5 protein-coding genes are annotated in these 3,717 nt (G+C 52.6%); 2 read left to right on the top strand and 3 right to left on the bottom strand.

From position 1 onward, the window contains the following. Positions 1-122 precede the first annotated feature (122 nt). The gene (locus ACUHMQ_RS20300) at positions 123-1,391 is read right to left on the bottom strand and encodes a site-specific DNA-methyltransferase (protein WP_445297265.1); all 1,269 of its coding nucleotides are present in this window, start codon (positions 1,389-1,391) and stop codon (positions 123-125) included. After that, on the bottom strand, positions 1,357-1,551 hold the full coding sequence (locus ACUHMQ_RS20305; RefSeq protein WP_445297266.1) for a Com family DNA-binding transcriptional regulator: 195 nt from the start codon (positions 1,549-1,551) through the stop codon (positions 1,357-1,359). The genes ACUHMQ_RS20300 and ACUHMQ_RS20305 overlap by 35 nt, the downstream gene beginning before the upstream one ends. 365 nt (positions 1,552-1,916) lie before the next feature. Between ACUHMQ_RS20305 and ACUHMQ_RS20310 the strand changes: the two genes are divergently transcribed. Beyond that, entirely contained in the window at positions 1,917-2,198 is a 282-nt protein-coding gene (locus ACUHMQ_RS20310; RefSeq protein WP_445297267.1) for a type II toxin-antitoxin system RelB/DinJ family antitoxin, read from the top strand. Then, positions 2,170-2,490, top strand: a complete 321-nt coding sequence (locus ACUHMQ_RS20315; protein WP_445297268.1) for a type II toxin-antitoxin system YafQ family toxin — start codon at positions 2,170-2,172, stop codon at positions 2,488-2,490. The genes ACUHMQ_RS20310 and ACUHMQ_RS20315 overlap by 29 nt, the downstream gene beginning before the upstream one ends. A gap of 263 nt (positions 2,491-2,753) precedes the next feature. Here ACUHMQ_RS20315 and ACUHMQ_RS20320 read toward each other — a convergent pair whose 3' ends face one another. Then, positions 2,754-3,467, bottom strand: coding sequence for a phage antirepressor KilAC domain-containing protein (locus tag ACUHMQ_RS20320; RefSeq protein ID WP_445297269.1), 714 nt, complete (start codon positions 3,465-3,467; stop codon positions 2,754-2,756). Positions 3,468-3,717 lie beyond the last annotated feature (250 nt).

Raw genomic sequence — 3,717 nt, forward strand, 5'->3', positions numbered from 1 at the left:
TACTAAGCTCAATCGGCTACGTGCCACCAGCAGAAGCGGAGACAGCTTATTACCGACAGCTAAACGAGCAGGCACAGTTCGCCTGTCTCTAACAACTGAGCCTCCACGAAAACCGGGGGGATTCACTCTTGCTGCCAACGCCTGATGATCACGTCACAATAGGCTTCTGACATTTCCATGCCGTACACCGCGCGCCCAGTACGTTGGCCTGCCATCAGTTGCGAGCCAGAGCCCGAGAAAGGCTCGTAACAGATATCACCCGGTTCAGTGTGCAACTGAATAGGTAGCGTGAATACCCGTACAGGCTTGCTGGTTGGGTGGTCGGTTGTCTCAACCTCGCCTCTAGGTATCTCCCAAATCGTAGTTGGCCAGCCTTCGAAGTCTTCCCGGTTAACGTTGGGCTTACGGCCTTTACGCCAACCAAAGAAGCAGGGTTCATGCGCCCATAAATACACGCTGTGAGTCAGCACGCCTCGACTCTTCGCCCAGATGATCTGCTGATGCACAAAGGCGTCGGCTTTCTCCCATGCCGCTTCAAGCATGGCTTGCCGCCTGGAAGCATGCCAGCAGTACCAGGCAACGTTGTCGTTGATCGCATGCTTTACCGCCACGTCGATGAACTGATCAAAGAACGCCTGCCCTTGCGATGACGCATCCCAATGCGGTTCGTCTGGGTTGGACTGAGGGGTACCCTTCTTATTGTGGTCCCTTGGATGGTTAGTCCCGTCGTAGTCGACAAGGTACGGAGGATCTGTGGCAAACAGCGCTGCCCGTTCCCCATTCATCAAACGGATAACATCCACAGGATTCGTTGAATCACCGCAGAGCAAACGATGTTCACCCAACAGCCATAAATCACCGCGACGAGTGAACGGATTAACGGGTACTTCTGGGATGTTCTCTTCGCCATTTGCAGCAAGGTCAGGCAGGTTGTTCAGGGTGTTGGCTAGGCGTTTGGCTTCCTTGGCGTCAAAGCCAGTCAGGGCCAGGTCAAAGCCACTCTCAGCAAGTGACTTCAACTCGAGAGCGAGCAAGTCTTCTACCCACTCGGATTCTTCCGCGATCTTGTTGTCGAGAATGCGGTAGGCGCGACGCTGTTCTGGGGTTAGGTCAGATTTGACCAGCACGGGAACAGTTGTTGTGTCGGGCCAGTTGGGTATGTCCCAACCGTACTTGTCGACACGTTGTGCAGCAATCAACTTGCCATGCCCGGCGATTACTTCGCCAGTCTCGTCGATCAATATCGGGAAGGTCCAACCAAACTCACGCAGACTCGCTACAAGCTTTGCGATCTGTTCTTCAGGGTGTGACCTTGGGTTTCGCGCATAAGGCGCAATTGACTCCAAGGCGCGTGCTTCAATGTTTGGGTACTGAGTTTGAAGTGATTCCATCTACGAGCGTTCTTCCTGCGACGCTCGACTGGCGTTCGGCTGGGGCGCTCGTGGCACTCAAATGGTTAAAGGTGCCACATCGTGGGCACTTGATATTCAGGCGGGTGTAAATGGCTTCTGCCAGCTTTCGGTGGCAATGACCACAGCGTACTTCCTGCATATAGCGAGTCCTAATCGATATGCTAGGCTCTTCGCCCCTCGCGAGGGTTAGAAGCCTAGGCCAAGGCTCGCAGGCGCAATCTGCGGGTTAAGGCGGTCGGTGTGGTGCTCCTAACATCATGCCGACCGCTTCTTCTGAAGCCGGAAATGCAAAAGGCCCGCTGTTGATCAACGGGCCTAGATGCAACTTCCTGCGGAATATAGCAAAATTAAACAATTCTGCTGCATAAGTCAAGCAGTGCTTAATTTCAATAGAGTGAAACCCTGCAAGACTTACCGCTTACGAACGCTAGCACACCAGTACGCGATTCATTGACAGTATCGCAATTGAGATACAAAATAGCCATAACCTAGGAGTGCTAGAAAATGGCTACACAAACCTCAATGTTGCACATCCGTGTCGACGATCAAATGAAAGCGCAAGCGACTGAAACGCTTGCTGCGATGGGGCTGTCTGTCTCTGATGCTGTGCGCCTGTTCTTGCATCGCGTTGTGGTGGATCAAGCTATGCCGCTTGAACTCAAAGTACCTAATGCTGAAACCCGTGCTGCCATTGAAGAGTCACGTGCAATGATGACCGCACGTCGTGCTCGATTTGTTACACCAGACGCGTTGCTCAATGACCTCGAAAAGAACAGCCGCAAGTAAGCGTGCGCCCATACCGAGGGCGTCAGACTACACAAAAGCATTTCAAAAGGATTGGGAGCGCCTCTCCCGTTCTGGTCGCTATGACATGGTGCGTCTGAAAGAGGCAATGCTTTTATTGATTGCCAACGATGCGCCACTTGGCCCGGAATGGCTCGACCACCCGCTTAAGGGTGATTGGGCCGATCACCGAGAGTGCCATATTGGTGGTGATTTTTTGCTGATCTATCAGATTGAAGGAAACAATATCGTGTTTGTCCGAGCTGGGACACACGCAGACCTATTTAATGAGTGAGTAGCCGTCTCGAACCTAACGGCGAACGTGCAATTCACATCCACCCATCAAACACACACCGTTTGCCATTCCTAGGTGCGTCGCCCGCTGATTACATCCACAAGTGCGCTTTCTGCGCTTTCTGGACTGTTGCGGTTCAACATAGCGCACATGTTCTTGCGCATCACCGATAACTCCCCAGCTGGCCGTGCCGCCTCGCATGGCTGCTGACAGTGCCGCACGGCTTAGGTTATTAAGATTTGGCACTTCGTCCCCTCTATACGCTATGACACAATGGACTTAGAGAGCTTGGTCAGCCCTTTCGGCGTGATGAGCACCTGATCACAAACTTTCTCGGTGCCATCGCTACGCAAAACAGTGGTGGTCTTGTGCGTCAGATACCCGGCCTGAATCTTGTCTTGGTACGCGACATTGCTATTGCTCCCTGGACGCCTGAAGATCCACCGCATCTCACGCAACCAATTGCAGAACTTGTTGGGTTGCTGTTGCAGCACCTTCGCTGCACTCTGCAGATTCAAAAGCCCATCGGTATTTGCAATCCGGTCTAGCGCCTCCGCCTTGGGTGCTGCCAATGCCAGCAGGGCTTCTGCCTGTTCCTTCTTATATTCCAGATCCGCGGCAAGGCGCAGTGCCTCCGAAAAAGACCGTGGAACGAAGGTCTGTGCGGAAGTATTCGCCATCGCATCGTATGCTCGGATGACCTTAAGGTGAAACGCTGGGCTGATCCACATTGCATAGGCATACACAAGCTCTTTGACGACGTAAGTTCCTTGCTGCAAACCTCCCTTAATGACCGATAGCGGAATTCCGCTATCGCTTAAAAATTCAGCAATCAGATCGCGAGTCTGTTGGTTGCTCAACCAATACCGAGGCTGATGTTTCTGTTCCTCACCTGATGCTTTGTGAAGATCATTCAAGCAGTAACGACCCTCAGCGTCGGTACGAATCGTGGTGTTGGCAATGGACAATGGATGCATTGAAGTTCTCCTAATCAGGTTAAAAATTGAGTGCGTTCTTTAGTCGTCGCGAACCAGTCCGTCGCCAAGCACATCGCGTAAACGGTCCAGCGCTTGCGTTTCCAGGCCAATCAGCCGGTCTCGCATGTTGCGGCTGACCGAAAACTGACCCAGCCAAAGTGCTAGTGCCGATTCAAAACTGACCCAGGTGTTCTACTTGCCCTGCCTAATTTCTAGGCAGGAGAGAAAGGGTGATCACCATGGAAATGTT

The sequence above is a fragment of the Chitinimonas violaceus genome, assembly GCF_052601015.1.